The sequence below is a fragment of the Bradyrhizobium sp. USDA 3650 genome, assembly GCF_054057395.1.
The window spans coordinates 1,142,055-1,167,878 of the sequence record NZ_JBSRZG010000001.1 but is presented as its reverse complement, the minus strand read 5'-3'; the positions used below and the strand labels follow the sequence as shown (position 1 = coordinate 1,167,878).

Below are 25,824 nucleotides of genomic sequence, written 5' to 3'. Positions count from 1 at the left end.
ACAGTCATCGGGAGGGCGCGCAACATCGTTCGTGTACAAATGATAACTGCACTGTCGGCTGGCTTTGACATGGTGACTGAACCTACGAGCGCCGCCATCGACAAGATCCGCTGCGATGCGTGTCCGGTGATGTGCTACATCAAGCCGGGCGCGGCGGGCGCCTGCGACCGCTATGCCAATCACGAGGGCAAGCTCGTCCGCGTCGATCCGCATGTGATCCTGGAGCGCACCGTGTCGCATGGCGGCAAGCTCGTTCCGTTCAGCCGCACCGAAGATTGGGACGGCAAGATCGTCCACGAGCCTTCCACCTTTGTAACGGCGATCGGCGCGGGGACGACCTATCCCGACTACAAGCCGGCGCCGTTCATCGTCTCGGCGGAGGTCGACGGCGTCGACATGGTGACTGTCGTCACCGAGGGCATCTTCTCCTATTGCGGCATCAAGGTGAAGATCGACACCGACCGCTATCTCGGGCCGGAGACCGCGACCGTCCGTGCACAAGGCGAGGCGGTCGGTCACGTCACCACCAGCGAATACGGTTCGCAGATGCTGTCGCTCGGCGGCGTGCATCATCTGACCGGCGGCTCCAAGAAGGAAGGCCGCGTCACCTGCGATACGCTGATGGACCTCGCAAATTGCAAGGCGGTCGAGCTCACCATCGACGGCGGCGCGAGCGTGGTGGTGCAGGGCGGCCAGCCGCCGATCGTCAACGGCATGAAAGAAGAGCGCATGCGCGTCGGCTGCGGCTCGGCGACGATCGGCATGTTCGCCAAGCAATGGCACGGCAAGGTCGACGAGGTCGTCGTGGTCGACGACCATATCACCGGCGTGCTCTCGGAGCACCAGGCCGGGAAGCTGCTCGATATCGCCGACACCGGCATCAAGATGAAAGGGCGCCGCTCGACGCCCGGCCGCTATTTCCAGGTCGCCGATCCCGGCACGGGTTGGGGCGGCACCAATATCTCCGATCCGCTCGCAATCCTGGGACCATTCGACGCGAAGGAGGCCAGGCCTGGCCTCTCGATGCTAATGGTCTCCACGACGGGCGAGCATTCGTCCTATTACGTGCTCGACGAAGCCTTGAAGCCGGTCGAGACCGAGATGCCGGATGACCTCAAGTTTTCGGTCGAGCGCATTCAGGAGAATTGCGAGCCGGCGCTGTGTACGGTGCTGTTCATGGCCGGCGCCGGTGGTTCCTTGCGGGCGGGCGTGACCGACAATCCGGTGCGGCTGACGCGCTCGGTGAAGGACGCGCTGACGCGCGTCACCAGTGGCGGCGCACCTGTTTACGTCTGGCCGGGCGGCGGCATCACCTACATGGTCGACGTGACGCAGATGCCTGCGGGGGCATTCGGTTACGTGCCGACGCCCGCGCTGGTCGCCCCGATCGAATTCACAATGAAGCTGTCGGACTATGCGGCGCTCGGCGGGCACATGGATTATGTGAAGCCGCTCGCCGAAGTTCAGCGCGGCGACGATGTCCGCCAATTGCCCTGGCAGAACCCGATTCCGGGGCCTCGGGCATGACAAGGCTCCCGCAAATCGCGTTGCTGTCTGATGGCCGGCGGCTGCATTTGCAGGATGGACCGATTGATTTGGTCGTCGAGGCGAAGGGGACTGCCGACGCAGTGCGTGCGGCCTATGAGGCGGCGACGCGGCGCTTCACAGGGCTGCTCGACGAGCTCTGCGCGGAACTGCCCGGGCTGCGGGCGGCGGCTGAGCCGAGGCGGACGTCGCTGGTCGGCGTCGTGGCACGCCGCATGCACGCTGCGGTCGCGCCATATGCCGCTGATGATTTCATTACACCGATGGCAGCAGTTGCCGGCAGTGTGGCGGAGGAGATTCTCGGCGCAATGCTGAATGCAGCGGCGCTCGATCGAGCCTATGTCAACAATGGCGGCGACATCGCCCTGCATCTCGGCGAGGGCGAGCATTTTTCGGTCGGCCTGATGGACCGGCCCGATCGCGACGGCGTGATGCGGACAATCAGGGTGGACGCGGATGATCCCATGCGCGGCATCGCGACCAGTGGACGGCACGGTCGCAGCTTTTCCCTCGGGATTGCCGATGCGGTGACCGTGCTGGCCGGAACAGCGTCGCAAGCCGATGCCGCCGCGACGATCATTGCGAATGCCGTCGATCTGCCGGGGCATCCCGCCATGATCCGAAAGCCTGCGTGCGAGCTTCAGCCCGACAGCGATCTTGGCGCACGGCTCGTGACCCGCAACGTTGGTGGATTGTCGCAGAACGAGATCACCACCGCGCTCGAATCTGGCGCGGAATGTGCACGGCAATTATTCGATCGCGGATTGATCGAGGGTGCCGTGTTGCAGCTTTGTGGTGATATGCTTGTCATCGGGACCAAGGATATTGAACGGCAACGATCGCGCCCGCTTGTGCCGGAAATCGCGGTTCATGCCTGAACAGGGAAGCGGCTTGAGGAAACAATCATGAGCGCGATCATCCGCAAGATCGTCACCGTCGTCGAAGAGACGCAGATGGAGATGGGCCGCCAGGTCTCGCCGCCGACACGGCGTGCGGCGGCAATCGCCGTGATCGAGAACCCGTTTGCTGGAAAATATGTCGAGGATCTCTCGCCGCTGATCGCGATCGGCGAGGAGCTTGGCGAGCTGCTCTCGAAGCGCGCGGTGGCGGCGCTTGGCATCGACGGGTCCAAGGCGCAGAGCTATGGCAAGGCCGCGGCCGTCGGCGAGAACGGCGAGCTGGAGCATGCCGCCGCCATCCTTCACCCGAAAATGGGCGCGCCGGTCCGTAAAGTGCTGAGCAAGGGCGCTGCGTTGATCCCGTCGTCGAAGAAGCGCAGTGGACCCGGCACGACGCTGGACATTCCGCTGGGCCACAAGGATGCAGCCTTCGTGCGCAGTCATTTCGACGGCATGGAAGTGCAGATCAACGACGCGCCGCGCGCCAACGAGATCATGGTCGCGGTCGCCGTTACCGACAGCGGCCGTCCGCTGCCGCGCGTCGGCGGGCTGACCGTTGCGGAGATCAAGGGCGAAGACGGACTGCGTTAATCTTTTCAGAAAAGTGGAGGTTGGGATGCGAGCAAAGAACTATTTCGCCGGCGCGGCGTTCGCGCTGTTGGCAAGCGGCATGGCTCATTCGGCCCTGGCGGAAGACATCAAGATCGGTGAGATCAACAGTTATTCGTTGCTGCCGGCGTTCACGGAGCCCTATCGCAAGGGCTGGCAGCTCGCGGTTGAAGAGATCAATGCGGCCGGCGGCATCAACGGCAAGAAGCTGGTCGTCGTCTCCAAGGACGACGGCGGCAAGCCGGCGGATGCGCAGACCGCGGCCAACGAGCTGGTGTCGAGCGAAGGCGTGGCGATGCTGACGGGTACGTTCCTGTCGAACATCGGTCTTGCGGTCAGCGACTTCGCCAACCAGAAGAAGGTGTTCTTCCTGGCGGCCGAGCCGCTGACGGACGCCATCACCTGGTCCAAGGGTAACAAGTACACCTTCCGACTGCGTCCTTCTAACTACATGCAGGCGGCGATGCTGGTGGAAGCTGCCAGCAAGCTGCCGGCAAAGCGTTGGGCGACGATCGCGCCGAACTATGAATACGGCCAGTCGGCGGTCGCCGTATTCAAGAAGCTGATGTCGGAGAAGCGGCCCGACATCCAGTGGGTCGATGAGCAGTGGCCGCCGCAGGGCAAGATCGACGCGGGTCCGGTGGTGCAGGCGGTTGCCGCGGCCAATCCCGAAGCGATCCTCAACGTCACCTTCGGCGCGGATCTCGTCAAGCTCGTGCGTGAAGGCAACACCCGCGGCCTGTTCAAGGGACGCGAGGTCGTCTCGTTCCTCACCGGCGAGCCCGAATATCTCGACCCGCTCAAGGAGGAGACGCCTGAGGGTTGGATCGTCACGGGCTATCCCTGGTATTCGATCAAGACGCCCGAGCACGACGCGTTCCTGAAGGCCTATCAGGCCAAGTACAACGACTATCCGCGCCTCGGCTCGATCGTCGGCTACCAGACCATCAAGTCGGCGGCGGCGATCCTGGCGAAGGCCAATTCGACCGATCCGGAGAAGCTGATCAGCGCGGCGGAAGGACTGTCGATGCCGTCGCCGCTGGGTGAGATCACCTTCCGCAAGATCGATCACCAGTCGACGCTCGGTGCCTATGTCGGCAAGACCGCGCTGAAGGACGGCAAGGGCGTCATGGTGGACTCGTCCTACAAGAAGGGCGCGGATTATCTGCCAAGTGATGCCGAAGTCGAAAAGCTGCGTCCGAAGGATTGATGCAGGGAGAGACCGGGGCCTCGTGGTTCGAGACGCGCGGTGCCGCCGCGCTCCTCACCATGAGGTCCCCGGACCTCATCCTGAGGAGGCGCGTAGCGCCGTCTCGAAGGATGAAGCCCAATACTGAGATTTATGCTTAACCCGGACCGCCGATGGCCTTTTACGTCGTACAGTTTCTGACCGGTCTCGCCAGTGCAGCGTCGCTGTTCCTGGTGGCGTCGGGCCTGTCGATCATCTTTGGCGTGACGCGGATCGTGAATTTCGCGCACGGCGCCTTCTACATGATCGGTGCCTATATCGCCTTCACGCTCACCGAGCGCCTATCGGGGACGTTCGGCTTCTGGGGCGGGATCGTCATCGCAGCGCTTGCCGTGGCAGTGATCGGTGTCATTGTCGAGATGGTGCTGCTCCGGCGCATCTATCACGCGCCCGAGCTGTTCCAGCTGCTTGCGACCTTCGGCCTGACCTTGATGGTCGAGGACCTCGTCGTCCTGATCTGGGGCCCAGACGATCTCGTGGGGCGCCGTGCACCCGGGTTCAAGGGGGCGATCGACTTCTTCGGCCAGAACATCCCGAGCTATGATTTGTTCCTGATCGTGCTCAGCCCGGTCGTGCTCGGCATTCTCTGGCTCTTGTTCCAGCGCACGCGCTGGGGCGTGCTGGTACGCGCAGCGACGCAGGACCGCGACATGGTCGCGGCGCTCGGCGTCAACCAGAAATGGCTGTTTACGAGCGTGTTCGCGGTCGGCGTTTTCCTCGCCGCTCTCGGCGGTGCGCTCCAGATCCCGCGCGATGCCGTGCATCACGCGATGGATCTGCGCATCATCGTCGAGGTTTTCGTCGTCGTGGTGATCGGCGGCCTCGGCAGCATCATCGGCGCTTTCGTCGCGGCGGTGCTGGTCTCCGAGCTCAACGCCTTCGGCATCCTGATCTTTCCAAAAATCTCCATCATCCTGGTCTTCCTGGTGATGGCGGCAGTGCTGATCGTGCGGCCCTGGGGCCTGTTCGGCAGGCCCGAGGCCCCCGCGCGCAAGACGCCGGGTCTCACGGTCAATCCCTGGCGGCCGCTGACGTCGAACGAGCGGCTGGCTGCGCTTGCAGCGCTCGTCATCGCCGCGACGCTGCCGCTGTTCGCCGGCAATTATGCGCTGACCGTCGGCTCGGAGATCGCGATCTCCGTGATCTTCGCCGTCAGCCTGCACTTCCTGATGTCGGTAGGCGGGCTCGCGTCCTTTGGCCACGCCGCCTATTTCGGCCTCGGCGCCTACGGCGTCGCTTTCCTCGCCAAGATGGCGGGACTGCCGATGATCGTCTGCCTGTTGCTCGGTCCGCTGCTCGGCTGCATGGGCGCTGCCGTGTTCGGCTTCTTTGCGGTACAGCTCTCCGGCGTCTATTTTGCGATGCTGACGCTCGCCTTCGCGCAGATCGTCTGGTCCATCGCGTTCCAGTGGGTGAGCGTCACCGGCGGCGACAACGGCATCCTGGGCGTCTGGCCGGCGAGCTGGGCGGCGAGCCCATCGCATTTCTATTGGCTGTCGCTCGGCGTCGCGGCGCTCGTGACGATCGCGTTGCGGGCCATGGTGTTCTCGCCGTTCGGTTATGCGCTGAGGGCGACGCGCGACTCGCTGTTGCGCAGCGAAGCGGTCGGCATCAACGCCAAGCGCATCCAGTGGACGGCCTTCGTGATCGCGGGCACGACCGCGGGCATCGGCGGCGCGCTGTTCGCCTACCTCAAGGGCAGCGTCTTCCCGGACAATCTCGGCATCTCGCTCTCGGTCGATGCGCTCGTCATGGTGCTGCTCGGCGGCGTCGAGACGGTGTCGGGCGCAGTGATCGGTGCCATCGTCTACAAGGCCCTGAACATCTGGCTGGTCAGCCAGACCGACCTGTCAAAGCTCGTGCTCGGCGGCTTCATCGTTCTCATCGTCGTCGTCTTCCCCAAGGGCATCGTCGGCATGCTGGAGATGCTTGCGCAGCGCCGCAGGAAGGCATCGCCGCCGGGGTCACCCTTGCTTGCCAAGCCGATCGAGTCCGCCGAATGAGCGTCGCCCCACCACTTCTCGCGGTCGAAAGCCTGACCAAATCCTATGGCGGCGTCCACGCCGTGCGCGGCGTCTCGTTCTCGGTGCGATCAGGCGAAATCCTGGCGCTGATCGGACCGAACGGCGCGGGCAAGAGCACCTGTTTCGACATGCTCAACGGCCAGAACAGGCCCGATAGCGGCCACGTCCGCCTGCTCGGCCAGGACACAACCGGCAGGAAGCCGCGCGAAATCTGGCGGATGGGCGTGGGCCGAACCTTCCAGATCACCGCGACCTTCGCGACTATGACGGTGCGCGAGAATGTGCAGGTCGCGCTGATCTCGCACGGCAAGCAATTGTACAATTTCTGGGGCTCGGCGCCGAACTTCGACCGCGGTGAGGCCGGGCGCCTGCTCGAGCTGGTCGGCATGGGCGGCTATGCCGATCGCCCCTGTGGCGAGCTTGCCTATGGCGATCTCAAGCGGCTCGAGCTCGCCGTCGCGCTCGCCAACCAGCCAAAGCTGCTGCTGATGGACGAGCCAACCGCCGGCATGGCGCCGCGCGAGCGCGTCGATTTGATGCGGCTGACCGCGCAGATCGCCCGGGAAAAATCGATCGGCGTTCTCTTCACCGAGCACGACATGGACGTGGTGTTCGAGCACGCCGACCGCATCATCGTGCTCAACCGCGGCACGCTGATCGCCGAGGGCTCGCCGGCCGAGGTCCGCGGCAATCCGCAGGTGCAGGCGGTCTACCTCGGCGAGGGTCTCCTCTACGATGCCGGGCATCGCGAGGGAGCATCGGTATGAAGCTCACCGTGCAAGATCTCAATAGTCATTACGGCCCGGCGCATATCTTGTTCGACATCGGCTTCGAGGTCGGCGAGGGGGAAGTCGTGGCGTTGCTCGGCCGCAATGGCGCCGGCAAGTCGACGACGTTCCGCTCGATCGTCGGCCTCGTCGCGCAGCGCTCGGGGCGGATCATGTTCGAAGGCAAGGATGTCTCGGCGCGTCCGACACATGAGATCGTGCGGGATGGGCTTGGTTACGTGCCGGAGGAGCGGCGTATCTTCACCGATCTGACGGTGGAAGAAAATCTGGAGGTCGGCCGTCAGCCGAAGCGCCCGAACGCGCCGCACTGGACCCGCGACAAGCTGTTTTCGCTGTTCCCTAACCTCGGCGAGATGAAAAATCGCCCGGGCGGCCGCATGAGCGGCGGCGAGCAGCAGATGCTCACCATCGCGCGCACGCTGATGGGCAATCCGTCGCTGGTGTTGCTGGACGAGCCCTCGGAGGGCCTGTCGCCGAAGATCGTGGAGCAGATGGTCGATGCCATCCTGACCATGAAGAAGGAGGGCGTCAGCATCGTCGTCTCCGAGCAGAATCTGCATTTTGCGCGGCTGATTTCCGATCGCGCCTATATCATCGAGCGCGGCCGCATCTGTTTCGGCGGCACCATGGCCGAGCTCGACGCGCGTCCGGATATCCGCGACGCGCATTTATCGTTGTAGGGGGCGGGGAGCGGATGGCGAGAAGCGTCGCGGCGAAGAAAAGCGTCAAACCGGCAAAGCCGCCTTACGTGCTCGACGAGCAGGTTGGTTTCATCCTTCGCCAGGTCTGGCAACGCCACAGCGCGATCTTCTCTCGCGAGATCGGCACCAATATCACGCCGACGCAATGGGCGGCGCTGTCGAAGCTCGCCGAGGCCGGGCCATGCTCGCAGAACCAACTCGGGCGCCTGACGGCGATGGATGTGGCGACCATCAAGGGCGTGATCGATCGCTTGACGGCGCGCGGCCTGACCGAGACCAGCCAGGATCCCGAGGACGGACGGCGGCTTCTGGTCAGCCTGACGCGCGCGGGCCAGCAGCTGGCGGAAAAGGTCGCGCCGAATGCGCTCGCGATCACAAGGGAGACGCTGGCGCCGCTCGAGGCAAAGGAGCGCGAGATGCTGATGGCGCTGTTGAACAAGCTGCGGTGAGGCGCGACTAACCTCGATGAAGGTCTTGTCGAGGTTTTTCGGTATGAGAGCGACGCGGTTTGCGACGGTTCTGAGTATGAGCGCGGTGCTGGCGGGCCAGTGTGCTCCAGCCCTCGCGGCGCAAGCCTATGAGGGGTTCTGGGCGTCGACCAAAAAGGATTGCCGCGACCAGGACAGCGCCAACCGCATGAGCATAGAGGGCGGCAACCGTCTCTATTGGTACGAGACCAGGTGCCGCGCCAGCGAGATCACCGCCGACGGGAAGCTCAGCTGGAAAATGAAGCTCGCCTGCGAAGGCGAGGGCGAGAAGTATCGCTCCAATCCCCGGGTTTCCATTGCCGCTGATGGCAAGCTGGTGATGGACAACAGCCCGGTCGGACAAGGCAAGCGCCAGACCTACGTGCGTTGTGAAATCGCTAAGCGCCGTTGATTGGGTGATCAGCTTTTCCCGAGGGACCGCGCCGAGCGGCGAGCCGCTCCGGCTGCCTCACTTCGCCACCACCTCCGGCACCCGGCCGGCCGGCGGGGTGTTGCGGCTGCGCTGCGTGCGCACGATACCGTCAATGATGGTCATGCCGATGCCGGGGAGGTCGCCGAGCTGGACGCTGTCCAGGATGTTCTTGCCGGCCGAGTGCTGCGCCTTGTCCATGATGACGAAATCGGCGGAACGGCCGACTTCGATCAGGCCGCAATCCAATTCGCGCATCCGCGCCGTATTGCCGGTGGCCAGGCAAAACGCGACCTCGGCCGGCAGGTCGCCAAGCGAGGACAGCATCGACACCATGCGGAGAATGCCGAGCGGCTGCACGCCGGAGCCGGCCGGCGCGTCGGTGCCGAGGATGACGCGGTGCAGATCGCCCATCTCGCGCGCGATGCGCAACGTGAACAGCGCCGAGCGCTCATTGCCATTGTGCACCAGCTCGAGGCCGCGCTTGCAGCCCTCGCAGATGCAGCGGATCTGATCGTCTGGAAGCGCGGTGTGGCCGCCATTGATGTGGCCAACCACGTCGGTGTCGGCCTCCAGCACCACGTCCTTGTCGATCAATCCGGAGCCGGGGATCGAGGGACCGCCGGTGTGGATCGTGCTCTGGATGCCGTATTTGCGGGCCCAGCCGACCATTTTTCGCGCTGTGGGGCCGTCCTTGACGCCGCCCAGGCCCACTTCGCCGAGTAGCTTGACGCCGGCTGCGGCCAACTCCTTGAAGTCCTCCTCCACCATCTCGCACTCGATCACAGGCGCGCCGGCGTGAACCTTCACGCCGCCAGGCCGCAGATTCCAGAATGCGCGCTGGGCGAAGATGGCCATCGCCTTCAACCCGACGACGTCGCGCGGGCGGCCGGGCATGTGCACCTCGCCTGCGGAAACCATCGTGGTGACGCCGCCATGCAAATTGCTGTCGATCCAGCCGATCTGGTTCTGGCGCGGCGTCCAGTCGCCCGCAACTGGGTGAACATGGCTGTCGATCAGGCCGGGCGCCACCGTGGTGCCGTTGGCCTCGACGATGGTGGTCGCGCCTTCGGTGTTGAGGTCCTTGAAGCGGCCGATCGCGGTGATCTTGCCGTTCTCGGCGACGATGGTGTCGCCGTCCAGGATCGGCTTTTCCAGCGCGCCGGACAGGATCAGGCCGATATTGCGGATCACGAGCTTCGAGGGTCCGGTGGCCTGGGGTGCGTCATGCGCCATGGAATGGGTCCTTATCCTTAACTGCAACGCTTCCGATCTTGGGCAGCCTTGACCGCGGGATCAAGCCGGATTATTCATTAGTATACAAATGATCGTGTACAAACGACGCATAGCTGCCGCCTTGAGAACCGCCACGACGCGCCACGGAAGGGTGAGATGAGCAATTTCAATCAGGAAGCCGTTTTGAGCGTCCACCACTGGACCGACACGCTGTTCTCCTTCAAGACCACCCGCAGCCCGACCTTCCGCTTCCGCAACGGCGAATTCACCATGATCGGGCTCAAGGTCGGCGAGAAGCCGCTGTTGCGGGCCTACAGCGTCGCCAGCGCCAATTACGAGGACACGCTGGAGTTCTTCTCGATCAAGGTGCCCGACGGCCCGCTCACCTCCCGGCTCCAGCATCTGAAGGAAGGCGACGAGATCATCGTCAGCCGCAAGGCCACCGGCACGCTGGTGATCGACAATCTGGAGGACGGCCGGAACCTCTACCTCATCGGCACAGGTACGGGCCTTGCGCCCTTCCTGAGCGTGATCAAGGACCCCGAAACCTACGAGCGGTTCGAGAAGGTGGTGCTGCTGCACGGTTGCCGGCACGTGAAGGAGCTCGCCTATGGCGAGATGATCACCGAGACGCTGCCCAAGGACGAGCTGATCGGCGAGTACATCCGCAACCAGTTGATCTATTATCCGACCGTGACGCGCGATCCCTTCCGCAATCGCGGCCGCATCACCGACCTCGTCACCTCGGGCAAGCTGTTTTCCGATATCGGCCTGCCGGCGCTGGAAGCCGCCCACGACCGCGTCATGATCTGCGGCAGCCCGGCGCTGGTGACGGACACCCGCGTGCTCCTCGGCGAGCGGGGGCTTGCCGAGGGCAATCACGGCGAGCCGGCCCAATTCGTGGTCGAAAAGGCCTTCGCCGAGCGCTAGGCCCGGAACTCCCGCGCAATAAGACCGTATTTTCGCCGCCGGGCGCCCGTTGCGGCGCCGATTCGGCACGCGATACACTGTGGGAACGAATCAGCGGAGTTCCCACATGGTTGCGGACAGCGACAGCAACATCGCCTGGCATCGGGTTCAGTTGAAGAAGAACCGCGCCGAGTTGAAGGCGCTTGAGACCGCGCGCTTCACGATGGGCGAGATCGCGTCTTCGAAGCGGAACGGCCAGACCCAGAAGGCGGTCGGGGAACTCAAGCGCAAGATCGTGCAATCCGAGCGCGCCATCGCCGATCACGACAAGCGCACGCGCCGTCCGCTCACCACCGACCTGCGAAGCCTCAGCAACGGCAGCTGGAGCAATTGGGACGCCTACACCAATCAGCAGCAGCGCAAGATCGGCCCGCGTTCGCCCGGGCGGGGGTAGGCACTCAGCTCATCGCGCCGCTTCCGGCCCTTGCGGGCCGTCGCGTGCGCACCATCTGGTTGAGGCGCCACCAGCCACTCGGTGATCACATGGCACCACGCCTCGATTTCACCAGCGAGGCCTTCTTTCGCGATCCGCCCAAGGCGATCGCAACGTTGCGCATGTCCGGTCCTGTGGTCGCGATCCGATTTCCTATCGTCGGCGATGTCTGGATCACCACGACCCACGATGCGGCGCAGGTCCTGAAGGACGGCACCAATTTCACGCTGCGCAAGGAGGATGGCGACGTCGCAGGTCTGCGCTGGTGGATGCCGAACTACGTCAGAACCATCGCCAACAACATGCTGACGATGGACGAGCCGGACCATACAAGGCTGCGCAGCATCGTGGACGAGGCCTTCCGCCGCCGCGCGATCGTCGCGATGGAGCCGCGTATCCGCGCCATCGCGGACGGTCTCGCCGACGAGCTATTCGCGGCAGGAAGCCCGGCCGATCTCGTCCAGCGCTATGCCCGCATCCTGCCGCTCGCGGTGATCTCCGAGCTGCTTAGGTTGCCGTTGGCCGATCGCCCTCGCTTCATCGCCTGGGCCAATACGATGTCCTCGCTTACGAACGTCGTCAGCATCTTCCGCATGCTGTTCGCGTTTCGCAAGATGCGAGCCTACCTCGAACGGCAGTTGCAGATGGCGCGCGTGCGGGGCGGCGAGGGCCTGATCGCGGAGCTGGTCCAGGTCGAACGCGAGGGCGGCCAGATCACGCCGGACGAAATGGTGTCGATGGTGTTCCTGCTGCTCGCGGCGGGCTCCGAGACCACCACGCATCTCATCAGCGGTTCCGTCTACGAGCTCCTCAGAAATCCTGGCGTCCGCGACTGGCTGGCACAGGACTGGAGGCGCGTCGGGCTTGCGGTGGAGGAATTCCTGCGCTTCGTGTCGCCGGTGCAGTTCTCCAAGCCGCGCAATGTGCGGCGGGATATCGAGCTCGCAGGCGTGCGTCTCAAGAAGGGCGATCGCGTCATGGTGATGCTCGCCGCGGCGAACATGGACCCGGCGGCGCATGAGCGTCCCGACAGCCTCGATCTCGCGCGCAAGCCGAACCGTCACATGTCCTTCGGAACGGGAATCCATTTCTGCCTCGGTCATCAACTTGCCCGGATCGAGGCAGCGTGTGCCTTGCAAGCGCTGTTTGTGCGATGGCCGAAACTTGGCTTTGCTGTGGACGTGTCTCAGATCCACTGGCGCAAGCGACCGGGCATGCGTGCGATCGCGAACCTTCCCGTTGTGCCCGACGGCCACGGAGCAGCTGGATCGATGATGGTTCGTTCCCAGCCGGCGGCCTGCTGAGACTTACACGCTTGCGGAATTTCTCTGGACTCGTCGGTAGGAACGGCATGCCGTTGCTCTAGTTGTTTTTGCGACATCGAAAGCCGGATGAGTTCCTCCGGTCGATGTCGTGTCAACAACAGGAGACAGCATCATGACCGGCAAGATGCCACCTGTTCCCGCCGAGAACCAAAGCCCGAAGGGAACCGGCGACAGCAAGCAAGTGTCCTCGACTGCCCCGCACGGCCAGCAGCGTGCGCAAAATCCAGACCAGCAAGGGCAGCAGGGCAACATCAAGCAGAACACCACCAACCAAGGCTATCAGCAAGATCGCTGAGGAGGTGATATGTCGACATCCACCAAGACACCGAACAGCATCCGTCAGGGCGGACCTGGCGCATCGCATGAGAATGCGAAGGCACCGCTCGAAGTGAAGAAGCCACCGGCGGACGACCCGCAGCGCAACCACAGCCGCGTCTCCGGCGGAGGTGGCGAGCACGATTCACGCCACAGACACGACGAGGCCGGAAAGGGCGGAGGCAGGTGAGACATGACCAATAAGCAACCCAAACTCTACGCACCGACCGAAAAGGATCTGCGCGAAAATCCCATGATCGGCGGATCGAAGGGCGCAACGATGGCCGGTATCTCGCCTGACGACCTCGAGGACGCCCTGGGCGAGAACACGATCGAAGGCGATGTCGAGAACGACGTGAACGCCGCTGGCGGCATCGACAAGGACGTCGCGCGCAGCGGCGCGCGCCGACGAGACCAATAGCTCCGGAGGACGAGCATGCAAGGCAAGAAGACCCACGAGCAACAGGTTCGCATCCTCGAGCGCAAGCCGGATGTTCCAGACGCGCGAGAGCTCGACCGGGCGATCGGCCACAATCCGGAGGACACGGCCGTCCATCGCGCGCGACCCGAGGCGCGGCAGAGTGAATTTCCGGTGAGCCGGGGCGGCCTCAACCAGGAAAGCGACCACAACAAGCACAACGATTCCGGCCAAAGCGGACACAAGCCCCCAAAACCGACGCCGGCACAGCAGAAGCACTGAGCTTCAGCGGGCGATCAAAGCAAGAGGAGAAAAAGATGCCAGGTGGTCATGGCAGCAAGACGCATTTCAGATCGGGCATGCACGGCAAGGGCGACGGCACCGGCGCCATGACGGACGTGCCCAAGGACAAGATCGGCGACAACATGGTCCTGTCCAACCGCGACAAGAAGCAGCATTTGGACATTCGCGGCATGGACGGCAAGTCGATCCAGACCGACCAATATCAGGACCACTCGGCCAACCGGCTCGACGAGGAGCCGGGCACCGACGAGACCTGACAGAGGCGTTCCTCCCGACCAACTCGCGGACCGGTGTTCAGCCGGTCCGCTTTTTTGTCGATGCCAGGTGGCGTTCCCAGCCGAACACTGAGCGGCCGTCGAGATCGGGTGAGGCCGCACGCTCACCGGCGATGAACGCATCGACAGATGGCCCGTGCGCGGTGCGCTCCAGCCGCCGCGCCTGGTCGTCGAGGCGCTTGACGGCTTGCATCTCTTCCTCGCGTCCGAGCTTTGCGTTCTGAATCGCCCCTTTCAGCACGCGAATGGTTTCGTCATAGACCTTGATTGGAACAGGGTAGGGATGCCGGTCCTTGCCGCCGTGGGCGAGCGAGAAGCGGGCGGGATCGTTGAAGCGGTAGGGCGCGCCGTGCACCACTTCGGCGACCATCGCCAGCGAGCGGACGGTACGCGCGCCAACGCCGGGCGTCAGCAGCAGCTCCGGAAAGTCGACCGGGCCGCGCTCGGCGGCGGCTGCGAGTGTGCCGTGCAGGCGCCGCGCGAACACATCCTTCGGCCGGACGTCGTGATGCGCGGGCATGATCAGGTGCGGCAGCATTCCCTGCGCGGGCTCTGGCGCAGTCCCGGTCAGCCGCTCGAATTCGGAAAGGATGCGATCCGGGCCGAGATCGCTCAGCAGTTCGAGCTGCGCGCTCCGCGAGAGACCGGCGCGATGGTCGGTGAGATTGACGATCTCGCCTTGCAGCGGCCCGTCGATCGCGCTGTGCGGGGTATCGACAAAACTCTTCAGCGCCTCGGAATGCCAGTGATAGCGGCGGGCCTGTCGCTTGTCGCCGTTCATGCCCTGCTGCACCACAGTCCATTTGGCGTCGGAGGTGACGAAGAAGCCGTGGAGGTAAAGGTCAAAGCCGTCCTGGACCGCGGCGCTGTCAACCTTGGCCACGAGGCGACTCGCACGCGTGAGCTTTGCGCCGTCGAAGCCGACGCGGTCGCCGAGCTGCATCAGTTCGTCCGGGGTCTTGCGCGAGTGCTGGCCACGCCCGCCGCAGACGTAAATTCCGAGCTCATCCTGGAGCGGGCCTAACCCCCGCTTCAACGCGCCTATCACGGAGGTCGTGATGCCCGAGGAGTGCCAGTCCATCCCCATCACAGCCCCGAATGACTGGAACCAGAATGGGTGCGAGAGCCGCTGGAGGAATGCATCGCGCCCGTAATGATGCACGATCGCCTGCGTGACGATCGCGCCCAGCGAAGACATGCGGGTTGCGAGCCAGGGTGGAACCCGGCCGGTATGAAGGGGAAGATCGGCGCTGCCGGTCCGTCGAGTCATGATTGGCTACGAATAGCGCAGTTTGCCGATGATTGCACCAGAGGGATGCTGCATTGCACAGAGCGGGGGAGCGAACCACGCTGCAATGCGTTGAGCGGCAAGCGAATGCAAATGCGGGGACTTTAATGAATCGGCAGACCCTTTTGGCCGACATCGATAGGATGTTCGGGTGGATACCGTCGTGGTTCGTCGGCCTCTGCCTGGTCGCTGGCGCTATTCTGATGGCCCTGTCGATCTATCGCCTCTCGGTTTGGCTGTTCAACCGCGCCTTCGGAACCCGTCTCCCGCTCGTGAGCGTGTTCATCGCGCGCACGGCTGGCCCTGCTCAGTTGGCCCTCAGTCTTGCCGCCGTAGCCTTGGTGCTGCCGCTCGCGCCGCTGGACGATGCCTTCCGCACGCCGCTGACGCGCCTGTTCGTCGTCGCCTTCATCGCGCTGATCGGCTGGATCTCGATCCGGATCGTCGATATGAGCGCGGCACGGTATCTCCTGAACTTTCGCGACGTCACCGAGAATTTTGTCGCGCGCAAGCACGTCACACAAGTCCGCGTCTTCAAGCGCGTCACCGATATCATCATTGTCATCATCACGGTGTCGACCGCGCTGATGACGTTCGACTCGGTCAGGCAATATGGCATCAGCCTGTTCGCCTCCGCCGGTGCCGCGGGTATCATCGTTGGTCTTGCCGCCCGGCCGCTGCTGAGCAATCTGATCGCGGGCATGCAGATCGCGATCACCCAGCCGATCCGCATCGAGGATGCCGTCATCATCGAGAACGAGTGGGGCTGGGTCGAGGACATCGCCTCGACCTATGTGGTGATCCGGCTGTGGGACTGGCGCCGCATGGTGGTGCCGCTGTCCTATTTCATCGAAAAGCCGTTCCAGAACTGGACCCGCGACACCGCGTCCCTGATCGGCGTGATTGCGTTCCATGTCGATTACCGCGCCGACGTGCCGCGGATCCGGCGCTGGTTGGAGGAGGCGGTGAAGGAGTCCAAGCTCTGGGATGGCGAGGTGGTTAATCTCCAGGTCGTTGACGCGGATGCTCGCACCATCGAGCTCCGCGCCCTCGTCAGCGCCAGGAATGCGCCGCAGTCCTGGGATTTGCGCTGCGAGATGAGAGAGAAGCTCATCGCCTTCATCCGCGACGAGATGCCGGAAGCGCTACCGCGCGAGCGCGCGATCCTGATCCCGTCGGGAGGAGGCGACGATGACGCCGATTTCGTGCGGCGTGCCGCGTCGCCGGAGAAGATGCGGGCGAGCGCACGCAATTGACCTACATCGCCTTCGTGGCGCCGCGCAAGCCGGCCTGGCTGGATCGTGTCCAGCGCGCCGGTTCTCATGTGAAGCACCTCACTGCGCGCGGATGTCCGCAGCCTTCAGCACCGGCTCCCATTTGGTCGCCTCGGCATGCATGTAGGCGTCGAATTCCCTCGACGAAGAACCGACGGGGGCCGCGCCGATCTTGCCGAGTGTCGACAGTACGTTCGGGTCCTGCAGCGCCGCCTTCAGATCGGTTTCGAGCTTCGCCACGATCTCCGGCGGCATTCTTGCCGGGCCAAGAACGCCCCACCAGACGGAGACGTCGTAACCCGGCACGCCCGACTCGGCGACGGTCGGAACATTGGGTAGCGCCTTGGAGCGTTCGGCCGAGGTCACCGCGAGCGCGCGCGCACAGGGCCGCCTTCGATCTGGCTGATGGCTTCCGCAAGTGGATTGATGCTGAGCGGGATGTCGCCGGCGATCACAGCGGTCAGCGCGGGCGCGCCGCCCTTGTAGGGGATCGCGACGATCTTGGTGCCGGACATGTATTTCAACAGCTCACCGGCGAGATGCGCCGAGGTGCCGTTGCCGGACATGCCGTAGGAGAGCTTGTCAGGGTCCTTCTTCGCCGCAGCGAGAAGATCGCCGAGCGTCTTGTAGGGGCTGTCCTTGGCGACGACGATCGCTAGCGGCGAGGAGGCGACTTCGGTGATCGCGGTAAAATCCTTGAAGGTGTCGTAGGGCACGCTCGGATAGATGAACTGGTTGAGGGGATGGCCGCTCGCGACCAGGATCAGCGTGTAGCCGTCAGGCGCGGCCTGCGTCAGTGCCTGCGAGGCGACGATGCCGCCGGCGCCGGGGCGGTTGTCGATCACCGGCTGCTGGCCCCAGTTTTTCGCCAATGCCTGTCCGAGCGTGCGCGCGAGCACGTCGACCGCGCCGCCGGCAGCGTAGGGCACCAGGATGTGAACCGGCTTGCTCGGGTAGCTGTCGGCGGCCTGCGCGGCGCCGCCTCCCAGCAGCAGACCGGCACCCAGCATCAAGCCGCCGATCTTCTTGTTCAAATCCAGCATTTTCCAGCACTCCTTGCGGGCGTCTGCGCGCGAACCGTCGCTCTTTCGAGCCGTCCGGACGCCGCCCATGGTTCTTGTTGACGAGACCTGATCTTTTGTACGATAGTACAAATCACATGACGCGCAACCCCGCCAGCAAGGAAACGGCCCGCAAGCCGAACATGCGCGAGGCTATCCTCGCCGCGGCCGAGGAGCTGTTCGCCACCAACGGCTTCAACGCCGTGTCGGTGCGCGATATTGCACAGGCCGCCGGCGCCAATCCCGGCAGCGTCACCTATCATTTCAAGACCAAGGACGGCCTGCTGCTGGAAATCTACCGGCGCCATTGCGGGCCAATGAATTTGCGCCGTTCCGAGCTGCTCGCGGCCGCCAAGCGCGTGCGTGATCTCCAGGACCGGCTCGAAGCGGTGGTGCGGGCCTATGTCGTGCCGGCCTTCACCTCGGGCAGTGATCTTGCCGGGGGCGGGGCGCGGTTCACGCGGCTGCGCGCCGTGATGTCTGCGGAGGGCAATGAGGTTGCGCGGAAAATCATCGCGCAGACTTTTGACGACACCAGCCATGCCTTCATCGATGCGATCCACGACAGCCTGCCGCACGTTCCCCGCACCGACATCGTCTGGCGCAGCCACTTCCTGCTTGGCGCGCTCTATTATTCGCTGGTGACGCCGGATCGCGTCTCGCGCCTGTCGCGCGGCGAGGCCGACGGCAGCGATGCCGCAAGCGCCATCGAGCAATTGGTGCAAGCCACCGTGGCCGCGTTCCAGGCGCCGGCGCTGGATCAGGCGCCAGCACGGCGACGACCGGTCGTCAGCAGCAAGACTTGAACACTCGGTCTCGTTCGGCGGTTTTATCTGATGGCAATGATGTACACACCGACCATCCCGCCGCCCGATCCGGACACGCGCACGCCGAAGTTCAAGCTGCCGAAGCTGGCTTGCGATGCGCATTGCCACATCTTCGGGCCCGGCGCGAAATACCCCTACGCGCCGGACCGTGCCTACACGCCGCCGGATGCGCCGCTCGCCGATTTCCGCGTGCTGCATGCCAAGCTCGGCGTTGAGCGCGCCGTCATCGTCAATGCCAGTGTTCACGGCACCGACAACACGCTGGCGTTGGACGCCATCGCGCAGAGTAACGGCGCTTATCGTGCGGTCGCCAATATCGACGACACCATCACGGAGCGCGGGCTTCGCGTACTGCACGAGGGCGGCTTCCGCGGCTGCCGCTTCAATTTCGTTCGCCATCTCGGCGGCGTTCCCGAGAAGCGGGTGTTCGACCGCATCGTCGCGATGGTCGCGCCGCTCGGCTGGCACATCGACCTGCATTTCGACGCGATCGACCTGCCCGAATATGCCGACACGCTGACAAGGCTGCCGCTGAGCTACACGATCGACCATATGGGGCGGGTGAAGGCGTCCGAGGGGCTCGATCAATTGCCGTTCAAGATCCTGATCGAGCTGATGCAGCGTGACGAGAAATGCTGGGTCAAGATCTGCGGCTCGGAGCGGGTGTCTTCGGCCGGACCACCGTTTATCGACGCCGTTCCGTTCGCGCGAAAGATCGTCGAGACTGCGCCCGACCGGGTCATTTGGGGCACCGATTGGCCGCATCCCAACGTCAAGGCGATGCCGAACGACGGCGATCTCGTCGACCTGATCCCGCTGTTCGCGCCGGAGCCGGAGTATCAGCAGAAGATCCTCGTCGATAATCCGGCGCGCCTGTTCGAGTTCGATCAATGACGGCGCTGGCGATCGACAAGCCACGCGGCCGCGCCTGGTGGAAGGAGCTCTGGATCCAGGTACTCATCGCCATGGCGGCCGGCATCGCGCTTGGGATCGTCAATCCCGAGGCGGGCGCCAGGATGCAGCCGCTTGGCGACGCCTTCATCAAGGCGATCCGGATGCTAATCGCGCCGATCATCTTCTGCACCGTCGTCCATGGCATCGCGCATATGGCCGACATGGCGCGGGTGGGGCGCGTCGCCGTCAAGGCAATCGTCTATTTCGAGATCATGACTACGATCGCGCTGATCATCGGCCTCATCGCGGTGAACGTGCTCAAGCCCGGCGTCGGCATGAACATCGATCCCGCCAGCATCAATGCCAGTGCGATCGAGCCCTATGTCAAGCAGACCGGTGTGATCGGGTTCGTGCCGTTCCTGATGAACATCGTGCCCGCGACGTTCGTCGGCGCCTTTGCCGAGGGCAACATCCTCCAGGTGCTCTTCATCGCCGTCCTGTGCGGATTTGCGCTGGTGCAGCTCGGCGAGCGCGCCGCGCCGCTGGTCAATCTCATCGACATCGCCGCCAAGATGGTATTCACCGTCGTCGGATTCGTGATGTGGGCGGCGCCGATCGGCGCCTTCGGCGCCATCGCCTTCACGGTCGGTAAGTTCGGCGTCGGCTCGCTGGCCTCGCTTGGCAAGCTGCTGGGCGGCTTTTATCTCACCTGCGTGATCTTTATCATCGTGGCGCTCGGCCCGGTCGCGCGGCTGTGCGGCTTCTCGCTGCTCAAGCTGATCCGCTACATCTGGGAAGAGTTGCTGATCTGCATTGCCACGACATCGTCCGAGACGGTGCTGCCGCGCATGCTGACCAAGCTGGAGCAGGCCGGCTGCGAGCGCAGCGTCGTTGGGCTGGTGATCCCGACCGGCTATTCCTTCAATCTCGACGGCACCTGCCTCTACCTTGCCGCCGCCTCGGTATTCCTGGCGCAGGCGACCAACACGCCGCTCGGGCTCGCCGAGCAGATCGAGCTCCTCTTGATCCTGCTCGTGACCTCCAAGGGCGCGGCGGGCATCGCGGGCGCCGCCTTCGTCGTGCTAGCGGCAACGCTGTCCGCCACCGGCAGCATTCCGGTGACGAGCGTGGCGCTCGTGCTCGGCATCCACCGTCTGATGTCGCAGGGGCTGACGCCGACCAATCTGATCGGGAACGCGGTCGCGACCATCGCGATTGCCAAATGGGAAGGCGCGCTTGATGCCGACCGCCTGAAGCGCGTGCTCGACGGCGAGGAATCCGCTGTCGCGGCTCGATGAACCGATGACGTTGACGAACGAAAGAGGGAAGTTTGTCCCATGAAAACAGGTCTCGTGATCACGGCCCATCCGGGCGATTTCGTCTGGCGCGCCGGCGGCGCCATCGCGCTGCATGCGAAGAAGGGCTATCGCATGAAGATCGTCTGCTTGTCCTACGGCGAGCGCGGCGAGAGTCAGTTCGCCTGGAAGGAGAAGGGCGCGACGCTGGAGTCAGTCAAGGCCGGCCGCAAGGATGAGGCGGAGCGTGCGGCAAAACTGCTCGGCGCCGAGATCGAGTTCTTCGATTGCGGCGACTATCCGCTGAAGCTGACGGAAGCGCATTTCGACCGCATGGTCGACATCTACCGCGAGCTCAATCCGAGCTTCGTGCTGACGCACGCGCTGGAGGATCCCTATAATTTCGACCATCCGAACGCGGCGCATTTCGCGCAGGAAGCCCGCGTGGTCGCGCAGGCCATGGGCCACAAGCCCGGCGCGCAGTACAAATATTCGGCGCCGCCGGTGTTCCTGTTCGAGCCACACCAGCCCGAGCAGTGCAATTACAAGCCGGACCTGCTCCTCAAGATCGACGAGGTCTGGAAGGAGAAGTACGAGGCATTCCAGATCCTCGCCGCGCAGAAGCATCTGTGGGGCTATTACGAGCGCGTCGCGCTCAATCGCGGCATCCAGGGCAGTCGCAACACCGGCGTGCCGATGACGTATGGCGAGGCTTATCAGCGCCTATTCCCGACGGTTGCGGAGGAGCTGGCATGAGGCCGGTCGTCGTTCGCAACATTGAGCGAGCCGATCCCGCCGCCATGGCGGAATACGGCGTCTCGACCGTGCACGAGGCCTATGGCCGCATCGGCCTCATGAAGCCGTATCTGCGGCCGGTCTGGCCGGGCGCGGCGATTGCCGGTCCCGCCGTCACCGTGCTGGCGCAGCCGGGCGACAACTGGATGATCCATGTCGCGGTCGAGCAGTGCAGAAAGGGCGACATCCTCGTCGTCGGCTGTACCACCGACAACACCGACGGTATGTTCGGCGAGCTGCTCGCAACTTCGCTGCAGGCGCGCGGCGTGCAGGGGCTGATCATCGATGCAGGCTGCCGCGACGTCAGGGCGCTGCACGAGATGGAGTTTCCGGTGTGGTCGCGCGCGGTCTCGGCCAAGGGGACGGTGAAAGCGACGCTCGGCGCGGTCAATGTCCCCGTGGTCTGCGCCGGCGTCAATGTCGATCCCGGCGACATCATCGTGGCCGATGACGACGGCGTCGTAGTGGTGCCGAAGCGCTACGCGGCCGAAGTGGCCGAGAAGGCGAAGAAGCGCAACGCGGACGAAGCCGGCAAGCGCACGCGGCTTGGCTCCGGTGAGCTCGGCCTCGACATGTACAGCATGCGTGAGGCTTTGGCGAAGGCCGGGCTGGTCTATGTCGACAATCCCGAGGATGTGTGAGCGTAGTATTTTCTGAGCATGATCTATTCGGAAAACCGCTTCACACTTTTCCGGATCATGCTCTCGAGAAGCGGAGCGGACCGATGGATCGTCTCAAGCTGAAGACCGTGCTCGGCAGTCACCCCCATGTCCAGGCGGTGAAAAGCGGTGAGCTCCGCTCCGACCTGTTCGATCTCGATTTCATCGCATACACGCCGACCAACACCGCGTTCAAGCCGATGGTGCGCGAGCAGGCCTTCGACGTCTGCGAGATGGCGATCGTGACCTATCTGATGGCGAAGGCGCATGGCAAGCCGCTCGTGCTGCTGCCTGCCGCCATGCTCGGCCGCTTCCAGCATTCCTACGCGCTTTATAATCCCGCGCACGGAACCCTCGGGCCGTCCGATCTCGAAGGCAAGCGCGTCGGCATCCGCTCCTTCACGACCACCACCGGAGCCTGGATCAGGGGCATCCTCGCCAACGACTACGGCGTCAATCTCGACAACATCCGCTGGGTCACGTTCGAGGATCCGCATGTCGCCGAATATGTCGACACCACCGAGCGCGTGCCGAAGGACAAGAAGATCCTCCAGATGCTGCTCGAGGGCGAGCTCGACGCCGTCCTCGGCGAGACCTCAACCGATCCCAAGCTGAAGACGCTATTCCCCGATCCGGCCGCGGAAGCCGCCGAATGGTACGCGCGTCGCGGCGTCGTGCCGGTCAACCATCTCGTGGTCGTGACCGAGCAGCTGGCGAAATCGCGTCCCGACGTGGTTTCGGGCGTCTATGATCTGCTCAAGCGGAACAAGACCCAGATGGGGCCTGCGGCGACGCCCGATCTCGTTCCGTTCGGAATCGAGGCGAACAGGAAGCCGCTGGAGCTGATCATCGACTATGCGTTTCAGCAGGCGCTGATCCCGCGCCGTTATGCGGTCGAGGAGCTGTTCGACGAGACGACACGAGGACTGAACTGATGGCGGGCGATCCCAAGCGATGGCAGATCGGACTGATCGGTTACGGCGAGGTCGGCAGGATCCTGGCCGAGGATTTGCGCCAGCAGGACATCAGGGTCACAGCCTATGACATCAAGCTCGGGGGCGAGCAGGGCGTTTCACTGAAGGAGCATGCTGAGAAATTCGGTGTCGGGCTGGAAGCCTCGCACACCGAGCTGGCCGCCAAATCCGATTTCATCATCTCCGCGGTCACGGCGAGCCAGGCCGTGCCGGTGGCGAAGGCCTGCGCGGCCACGATCAATCAAGGCACCTGGTTCCTGGATTTCAATTCGGCGTCTCCCGGCGCCAAGCAGCGTGCCGCCGCGCTGATCGATGGGGCCGCCGGACGTTATGTCGAGGGCGCGGTGATGACGTCGGTGCCGCCTTATCGCATCAAGGTGCCGTTGCTGCTCGGTGGTCCCGACGCCAGGGAGCTGGAGCCGCTCTTGAACGCGATCGGTTTTGCGGCAAAGGTTGCGAGCGACAAGCTCGGTGTTTCCTCGGCGGTGAAGATGTGTCGCAGCATCATGATCAAGGGCCTGGAGGCCATGGTGATCGAAAGCTTCACCACCGCGCGCGCCTATGGCGTCGAGGACGCGGTGCTGGCTTCGCTGGCGGAAACCTTTCCCACGATCGATTGGGAGATGCAGGGCGCTTATTGCTTCCAGCGCGTGATCGAGCATGGCCGCCGCCGCGCCGAGGAGGTCCGCGAGGTCGCCGAGACCGTGCGTGAAGCGGGGCTGACGCCGTCGTCCGCGCAGGGCACCGCCGAGCGGCAGGCCTGGGTGGCGGACCTCGCCGATGAGGGCCTGTTCGGAATGAAAGGTACCGAGGAGTTCGCCCGAAGCGCTGATTGGCGCACCGAGGCGGACCGAATCCTGGCGAAGATCAATCGCGAGAAATAGGGTGGCTCCTGCTCAGGACTTTGCCGTGCGAGAGCCAGTGAGCTCGTCGCGGGCGCGTTCGATCAACTCCATCAAGTCTTCTGCCTTGCGGGCCAGCCGATCGTTCGCGACTTCGGTCCGGAATTCCGCGCGGATCGACCGAATGCACTTGTCGGCGGTATCGAGCGTCAGGAGCATGCGCGTCAGGTCATCCTGTGTCCGGACGCCCGCCAGATCGAGGTCCGACAGGACGTGCCCGATGCCGTCGAGCCGCTTCACGGCGGCCTCGCTGGGCGTTCTCGCTCGAATGGAGTGAGTGTCGATGCCGCTGAATGCGCTGAACATGTCGATGCTTCCCCGTTGAATGCAGACATCAGTGCCGGTCCTACTATGACCGGCACCGCGGGACTTGCAATGCGCGCAGCTATCGAGAATCAGCAAGAATCTACTATCCGGGAATCTACCGGATTCGGAATTGCGGAACGATCAGCGGTAACATCGAACGGAAGCTGCTCGGAAACAAGCCGCCCTTCAATGCAGATATGCATCGAGAGCGGATCAGCAGCCGGGGCTGAACAGAGTGGGCCGTTGACGCGCAAAAGTCTGCCGGCCGCTCTTGAAGCCCATCACGATATCCGGCAGCTCGGCAATGGCGAAGCGGCTGTCTTGCGTATCGAGCACGACGAGATCGGCGGGGTTTCCGACCTTGATGCCGTAATCCCCGAGGTTCATCAGCCGCGCCGGCAGCTCGGTCACGAGATCGAGGCACGCATCGAAGTCGTTCACCGAGGCATGCGCGACGTTGGCGTAGAAATTCGCCATTCGCAGCAGTGAGGCATCGCCGAACGGCGTGAAGGGATTGAGCACGTTGTTGGTCGCGATCGAGCACACCACGCCGTCGGCGGCGAGCTTGTGGGCGAGCGTCAGCCCGCGTGGCGCGTTGTGGGTCGCTTCGCGCCCCATCAGGTAGAGATCGGTTGCCGGCAGCACGGTGACGGCAACGCCGGCCTTGGCCAGTTGCGCGGTGGCGGACTTCAGCCGCTCCGGCGGCAGCGCGGAGAGCTTCGTGGCATGGCCGATTGCCACGCGCCCCCCGTAGTTGCGCCGCTCGGTCTGCCGGCAGACCTCGTCGAGGTGCCACCAGGAGGGATCGAGATCGAAATCGAGATGGAGATCGACGTCCACGTCGAACGCCTCGGCGAGGTCGAAGATGCGTGTGAGATGGGCGTTCGGGTCCGTGTCCGTATAGGGACAGCCGCCGATCACCTCGCCCCCGTCGCGCAGCGCCTGGACCAGAAGCTCCTCGCTGCCGGGATCGTTGGTGAGGCCTTCCTGCGGAAAGACACAGAGCGACAGGTCGATCGCCCAGGCATAGTCACGCTTCAGCGCCTTCACCGCCTCGAAGCCGCGCAAGCCGATGCGCGGATCGATCTCGACGTGGGTTCGCATGCGCGTGGTGCCGTGGACGATGGCACGTTCGAGCACCCGGGCGCCGCGCGCGTAGACGTCCTCGACCGAGAAATCCTTCTTCATCCCGGAGACGGCGCGGATCGCTTCGGAAACGCTGCCGTGATCATGCCCGCAGCGGCCGAGCAGGCAGGCCTTGTCGAGATGGATGTGGCTGTCGACGAAGCCGGGCAGGGCGAGACGCCCGCCGACATCGACCTCGACGGCCTCGCAGGCGAGCGTCGGTTCGATGGCGGTGATCCGGCCGCGCGTGACGCCAATATCCATCGGGTCGGCGGCACCACGCAGCAAGGCGTTGCGAAAGACGAGGTCAAAGGCGGATTGGGCGGTCATGGCTCTTGTAAAGGAATTTAGTGCATTCGGCCGCGTTTGGCGGCTCCAGATTGTCGGCAGTGTAGCGACGGAAATGTTCAAAATATATGCACGTATTCCCCGAGAGGG

Annotated in this window: 29 protein-coding genes and 1 pseudogene; 25 read left to right on the top strand and 5 right to left on the bottom strand. The window is 64.1% G+C overall.

The window, feature by feature from the left end; all coding sequences use genetic code 11:
- The first annotated feature begins 69 nt into the window (after positions 1-69).
- The 9 genes from ACVIN2_RS05810 to ACVIN2_RS05770 all read left to right on the top strand — a co-directional run bounded on the left by ACVIN2_RS05810 (position 70) and on the right by ACVIN2_RS05770 (position 8,694).
- On the top strand, positions 70-1,527 hold the full coding sequence (locus ACVIN2_RS05810; protein ID WP_456764840.1) for a 6-hydroxynicotinate reductase: 1,458 nt from the start codon (positions 70-72) through the stop codon (positions 1,525-1,527).
- On the top strand, positions 1,524-2,423 hold the full coding sequence (locus tag ACVIN2_RS05805; RefSeq protein ID WP_456764839.1) for a UPF0280 family protein: 900 nt from the start codon (positions 1,524-1,526) through the stop codon (positions 2,421-2,423). The genes ACVIN2_RS05810 and ACVIN2_RS05805 overlap by 4 nt, the downstream gene beginning before the upstream one ends.
- Before the next feature lie 27 nt (positions 2,424-2,450).
- The gene (locus tag ACVIN2_RS05800; protein ID WP_456764838.1) at positions 2,451-3,035 is read left to right on the top strand and encodes an amino acid synthesis family protein; all 585 of its coding nucleotides are present in this window, start codon (positions 2,451-2,453) and stop codon (positions 3,033-3,035) included.
- A gap of 25 nt (positions 3,036-3,060) precedes the next feature.
- Complete coding sequence (locus ACVIN2_RS05795; RefSeq protein ID WP_456764837.1) at positions 3,061-4,263, top strand: ABC transporter substrate-binding protein; 1,203 nt, start codon at positions 3,061-3,063, stop codon at positions 4,261-4,263.
- A gap of 152 nt (positions 4,264-4,415) precedes the next feature.
- Positions 4,416-6,305 carry an ABC transporter permease gene (locus ACVIN2_RS05790; protein ID WP_247360681.1) on the top strand — a complete coding sequence of 630 codons (1,890 nt, stop codon included), beginning with the start codon at positions 4,416-4,418 and terminating at the stop codon, positions 6,303-6,305.
- Positions 6,302-7,093 (top strand): ABC transporter ATP-binding protein, encoded by a 792-nt coding sequence (locus ACVIN2_RS05785; RefSeq protein WP_456764836.1) that lies wholly within the window; start codon positions 6,302-6,304, stop codon positions 7,091-7,093. Before ACVIN2_RS05790 ends, ACVIN2_RS05785 begins: the two co-directional genes overlap by 4 nt.
- Entirely contained in the window at positions 7,090-7,794 is a 705-nt protein-coding gene (locus ACVIN2_RS05780; RefSeq protein WP_027569464.1) for an ABC transporter ATP-binding protein, read from the top strand. The genes ACVIN2_RS05785 and ACVIN2_RS05780 overlap by 4 nt, the downstream gene beginning before the upstream one ends.
- Before the next feature lie 14 nt (positions 7,795-7,808).
- On the top strand, positions 7,809-8,264 hold the full coding sequence (locus ACVIN2_RS05775; RefSeq protein WP_007592445.1) for a MarR family winged helix-turn-helix transcriptional regulator: 456 nt from the start codon (positions 7,809-7,811) through the stop codon (positions 8,262-8,264).
- Between the two features lie 43 nt (positions 8,265-8,307).
- Positions 8,308-8,694 carry a hypothetical protein gene (locus ACVIN2_RS05770; RefSeq protein WP_456769652.1) on the top strand — a complete coding sequence of 129 codons (387 nt, stop codon included), beginning with the start codon at positions 8,308-8,310 and terminating at the stop codon, positions 8,692-8,694.
- A 57-nt stretch (positions 8,695-8,751) separates the two neighbouring features.
- Here ACVIN2_RS05770 and ACVIN2_RS05765 read toward each other — a convergent pair whose 3' ends face one another.
- Positions 8,752-9,948, bottom strand: a complete 1,197-nt coding sequence (locus tag ACVIN2_RS05765) for an amidohydrolase family protein (RefSeq protein ID WP_456764835.1) — start codon at positions 9,946-9,948, stop codon at positions 8,752-8,754.
- A gap of 156 nt (positions 9,949-10,104) precedes the next feature.
- On the opposite strand from ACVIN2_RS05765, the gene ACVIN2_RS05760 reads away from it, so the two are divergent.
- From ACVIN2_RS05760 to ACVIN2_RS05725, 8 genes are all read left to right on the top strand, one after another.
- Positions 10,105-10,878 carry a ferredoxin--NADP reductase gene (locus ACVIN2_RS05760; protein WP_456764834.1) on the top strand — a complete coding sequence of 258 codons (774 nt, stop codon included), beginning with the start codon at positions 10,105-10,107 and terminating at the stop codon, positions 10,876-10,878.
- A gap of 106 nt (positions 10,879-10,984) precedes the next feature.
- Positions 10,985-11,311 carry a hypothetical protein gene (locus tag ACVIN2_RS05755; protein ID WP_456764833.1) on the top strand — a complete coding sequence of 109 codons (327 nt, stop codon included), beginning with the start codon at positions 10,985-10,987 and terminating at the stop codon, positions 11,309-11,311.
- Positions 11,312-11,400: 89 nt separating this feature from the next.
- Entirely contained in the window at positions 11,401-12,654 is a 1,254-nt protein-coding gene (locus ACVIN2_RS05750) for a cytochrome P450 (RefSeq protein ID WP_456764832.1), read from the top strand.
- A gap of 133 nt (positions 12,655-12,787) precedes the next feature.
- Positions 12,788-12,970 carry a hypothetical protein gene (locus ACVIN2_RS05745; RefSeq protein WP_007592434.1) on the top strand — a complete coding sequence of 61 codons (183 nt, stop codon included), beginning with the start codon at positions 12,788-12,790 and terminating at the stop codon, positions 12,968-12,970.
- A 9-nt stretch (positions 12,971-12,979) separates the two neighbouring features.
- Complete coding sequence (locus ACVIN2_RS05740; RefSeq protein WP_081747947.1) at positions 12,980-13,180, top strand: hypothetical protein; 201 nt, start codon at positions 12,980-12,982, stop codon at positions 13,178-13,180.
- Between the two features lie 3 nt (positions 13,181-13,183).
- Positions 13,184-13,411 carry a hypothetical protein gene (locus ACVIN2_RS05735; protein ID WP_456764831.1) on the top strand — a complete coding sequence of 76 codons (228 nt, stop codon included), beginning with the start codon at positions 13,184-13,186 and terminating at the stop codon, positions 13,409-13,411.
- Positions 13,412-13,426: 15 nt separating this feature from the next.
- The gene (locus ACVIN2_RS05730) at positions 13,427-13,690 is read left to right on the top strand and encodes a hypothetical protein (protein ID WP_456764830.1); all 264 of its coding nucleotides are present in this window, start codon (positions 13,427-13,429) and stop codon (positions 13,688-13,690) included.
- Positions 13,691-13,725: 35 nt separating this feature from the next.
- Positions 13,726-13,968 carry a hypothetical protein gene (locus tag ACVIN2_RS05725; RefSeq protein WP_456764829.1) on the top strand — a complete coding sequence of 81 codons (243 nt, stop codon included), beginning with the start codon at positions 13,726-13,728 and terminating at the stop codon, positions 13,966-13,968.
- A 37-nt stretch (positions 13,969-14,005) separates the two neighbouring features.
- Here the strand turns inward: ACVIN2_RS05725 and ACVIN2_RS05720 are convergent, their stop codons facing one another.
- Positions 14,006-15,256: a DUF763 domain-containing protein gene (locus tag ACVIN2_RS05720; RefSeq protein WP_456764828.1), complete on the bottom strand. Its 1,251-nt coding sequence runs from the start codon at positions 15,254-15,256 to the stop codon at positions 14,006-14,008.
- A gap of 125 nt (positions 15,257-15,381) precedes the next feature.
- Here ACVIN2_RS05720 and ACVIN2_RS05715 point away from each other — a divergent pair, with 125 nt between their 5' ends.
- The gene (locus ACVIN2_RS05715; protein WP_456764827.1) at positions 15,382-16,530 is read left to right on the top strand and encodes a mechanosensitive ion channel family protein; all 1,149 of its coding nucleotides are present in this window, start codon (positions 15,382-15,384) and stop codon (positions 16,528-16,530) included.
- Positions 16,531-16,608: 78 nt separating this feature from the next.
- Here ACVIN2_RS05715 and ACVIN2_RS05710 read toward each other — a convergent pair.
- Positions 16,609-17,591: pseudogene (locus ACVIN2_RS05710) on the bottom strand (tripartite tricarboxylate transporter substrate binding protein).
- Positions 17,592-17,707: 116 nt separating this feature from the next.
- Between ACVIN2_RS05710 and ACVIN2_RS05705 the strand changes: the two are divergent.
- The 7 genes from ACVIN2_RS05705 (at position 17,708) to ACVIN2_RS05675 (ending at position 23,937) form a co-directional block, all read left to right on the top strand.
- Positions 17,708-18,415, top strand: a complete 708-nt coding sequence (locus ACVIN2_RS05705; protein WP_456764826.1) for a TetR/AcrR family transcriptional regulator — start codon at positions 17,708-17,710, stop codon at positions 18,413-18,415.
- Positions 18,416-18,445: 30 nt separating this feature from the next.
- Positions 18,446-19,330, top strand: a complete 885-nt coding sequence (locus ACVIN2_RS05700) for an amidohydrolase family protein (protein ID WP_456764825.1) — start codon at positions 18,446-18,448, stop codon at positions 19,328-19,330.
- A complete protein-coding gene (gene dctA / locus ACVIN2_RS05695) occupies positions 19,327-20,628 on the top strand; it encodes a C4-dicarboxylate transporter DctA (RefSeq protein WP_456764824.1) in 1,302 nt (433 codons plus the stop codon). The genes ACVIN2_RS05700 and dctA overlap by 4 nt, the downstream gene beginning before the upstream one ends.
- 39 nt (positions 20,629-20,667) lie before the next feature.
- Entirely contained in the window at positions 20,668-21,381 is a 714-nt protein-coding gene (locus ACVIN2_RS05690; RefSeq protein WP_456764823.1) for a PIG-L deacetylase family protein, read from the top strand.
- Positions 21,378-22,061 (top strand): 4-carboxy-4-hydroxy-2-oxoadipate aldolase/oxaloacetate decarboxylase, encoded by a 684-nt coding sequence (locus tag ACVIN2_RS05685; protein WP_456764822.1) that lies wholly within the window; start codon positions 21,378-21,380, stop codon positions 22,059-22,061. The genes ACVIN2_RS05690 and ACVIN2_RS05685 overlap by 4 nt, the downstream gene beginning before the upstream one ends.
- Positions 22,062-22,144: 83 nt before the next feature.
- Entirely contained in the window at positions 22,145-23,014 is an 870-nt protein-coding gene (locus tag ACVIN2_RS05680; protein WP_456764821.1) for a hypothetical protein, read from the top strand.
- Positions 23,014-23,937, top strand: a complete 924-nt coding sequence (locus tag ACVIN2_RS05675; RefSeq protein WP_456764820.1) for a DUF1932 domain-containing protein — start codon at positions 23,014-23,016, stop codon at positions 23,935-23,937. Before ACVIN2_RS05680 ends, ACVIN2_RS05675 begins: the two co-directional genes overlap by 1 nt.
- A 12-nt stretch (positions 23,938-23,949) precedes the next feature.
- On the opposite strand, the gene ACVIN2_RS05670 is transcribed toward ACVIN2_RS05675, so the two are convergent.
- A complete protein-coding gene (locus tag ACVIN2_RS05670; RefSeq protein ID WP_456764819.1) occupies positions 23,950-24,261 on the bottom strand; it encodes a hypothetical protein in 312 nt (103 codons plus the stop codon).
- Between the two features lie 213 nt (positions 24,262-24,474).
- Positions 24,475-25,716: an amidohydrolase family protein gene (locus ACVIN2_RS05665; RefSeq protein ID WP_456764818.1), complete on the bottom strand. Its 1,242-nt coding sequence runs from the start codon at positions 25,714-25,716 to the stop codon at positions 24,475-24,477.
- Between the last annotated feature and the right edge of the window lie 108 nt (positions 25,717-25,824).